This is a genomic window from Mycobacterium aquaticum, assembly GCF_002086485.1.
Classification (GTDB): domain Bacteria; phylum Actinomycetota; class Actinomycetes; order Mycobacteriales; family Mycobacteriaceae; genus Mycobacterium; species Mycobacterium aquaticum.
This window is the reverse complement of sequence record NZ_MVHF01000087.1, coordinates 1-1,860: the sequence shown is the minus strand read 5'-3', so window position 1 is coordinate 1,860 and position 1,860 is coordinate 1. Positions and strand designations below refer to the sequence as shown.

The following is a 1,860-nucleotide window of genomic DNA, read 5'->3' as shown; positions in this document are numbered from 1 at the left end:
CGGGGTGTTGCGAAATTAGGTGGTTGATCCGGGTCTTCGGTATGTCTTACCGGGGTTGGGGGTGGTGGCCGCGAAGATGTGTTGGTGGCCAAGGGATATCGCCCGGTGGATCGTGATCAGCAGTTTTTGATGCCGGAGAGTATGCGGGATTGGTTGCCGGCTTCGGATCCGGTGTGGCTGGTGATCGGTGTGGTGGCCGGGCTGGATACCACGCGGTTGCATGCTCAGCGGCGCACCGGCGGGGCCGGTCGCGCCGGCTATGACCCGGACATGTTGTTGACCTTGTTGGTGTGGGCGTGGGCTTCGGGGGTGCGCTCCTCGCGGGTGATCGAGCGGTTGTGCCAGCGCGATGTGGCGTATCGGATCATCTGTGCGGGTGACGCCCCGGACCATGTCACGATCTCGCGGTTTCGCGCCGATACCGCGCAGGTGGTGCAGGACCTGTTTACCCAGGTGCTGGCGCTGTGTGCCCGGATGGGGATGGGGCAGTTGGGGGTGGTCGCGGTCGATTCGGTCAAGATCGCCTCGAACGCGTCGCTGGCGGCCAACCGCACCGCAGACGGGCTGGCCAAAGCTGCCGCTGAGCAGGCCCAGATCGATGTGCGGGCGCGGGCGCTGGCCGCGGCAGCCGCGGCCGAACATGCGGCCACCGACGCCGCCGAAGACGCGATGTACGGGCCGAGCCGACACGGTGATGAGCTGCCCGAGGAGTTGGTCGATCCCCGGTCGCGGGCGGCGCGTATCGCCCAAGCGCTCGAAGAACTCACCGCCGACTCCGCCGCACGTAGCGCCGAACGCGACGGGATCGCCGAGCGTCAGCAAGACCGAGAGCAGCGTCAACAGCAGCGTAAGCAGGCCAAGCTCGACGCCTATCGGCGTCAGCGTGCCGACCGCGGGAGTGCTCCGGTGGGCAAGCCGCCCACCGAGATTCGCATCGAGGTGCTCACCGAGAACCTGGCGGCCGCCCAGGCCCGTCAGCAAGCCAAGATCGACCGCTACCTCGCCGGCGGGTGTGTGGGGCGAGCACCGTTGCCGCTGGAGCGCAACGCCAAGGTCAACCGGATCAAGGCGGCATTAGATCGGGCGATCGCCGAGGCCGGGGCCCGTGAGCAGGCCCAGACCGCGGCCGCCGCGCGCGCTGCGGCGCGGCGCGGTGGTGAGCCCCGGCGCAACATCACCGACCCCCAATCACGGATGATGCCGCTGCGCGGTGGCGGCTGGTTGCAGGGCTACAACTGTCAGGCCGCCACCAGCAGCGACGGGTTGATCATCGCCACCAGCGTGGGCAACAACCCCAGCGATGCCCCCGCGTTCGCGACCATCCTGGACAAGGCCACCGCCGCGGCCACGCTCATCGACGCCCACCGCCGCGACGACAGCGAGGCACCGGCTGGGATCGGGGTCGTGCTGGCCGATGCCGGCTACCTGAGCATCGACAACCTCACCGAGCCCGGACCTGACCGGTTGATCGCGGTGGGAAAGAGTCGTGACCTGGCCGTGGCCGCCCGCGAGGAACCCACCACCGGGCCACCACCGCCGGAGGCCACTCCGATCGAGGCGATGGCGCATCGACTGCGCACCCCCGAAGGCCACGCCCTCTACAAGCAGCGCAGTCATATCGCCGAGACCCCGTTCGCACACGCCAAACACAACCTGGGATTCCGGCGCTTCACCAGCCGTGGAATCAACAGAGCCGCAGCAGAATTCAGCTTTCACGCCCTGGTTCACAACCTCTTCAAAGCGATCGGAACCGCAGCCCTGGCCCCCGCCGCAAGCTAACCCGACCCCACGCCCGGCTACCCACCACCACCACCACCAAAACTCGCCGCGCCAACCACCTACCAATTTCGCAACAGCCCG

Annotated in this window: 1 protein-coding gene; it reads left to right on the top strand. The window is 68.1% G+C overall.

The genetic code is table 11. From position 1 onward, the window contains the following. Positions 1-84 precede the first annotated feature (84 nt). Positions 85-1,779 carry a transposase gene (locus BST13_RS38005; protein ID WP_083171367.1) on the top strand — a complete coding sequence of 565 codons (1,695 nt, stop codon included), beginning with the start codon at positions 85-87 and terminating at the stop codon, positions 1,777-1,779. Positions 1,780-1,860 lie beyond the last annotated feature (81 nt).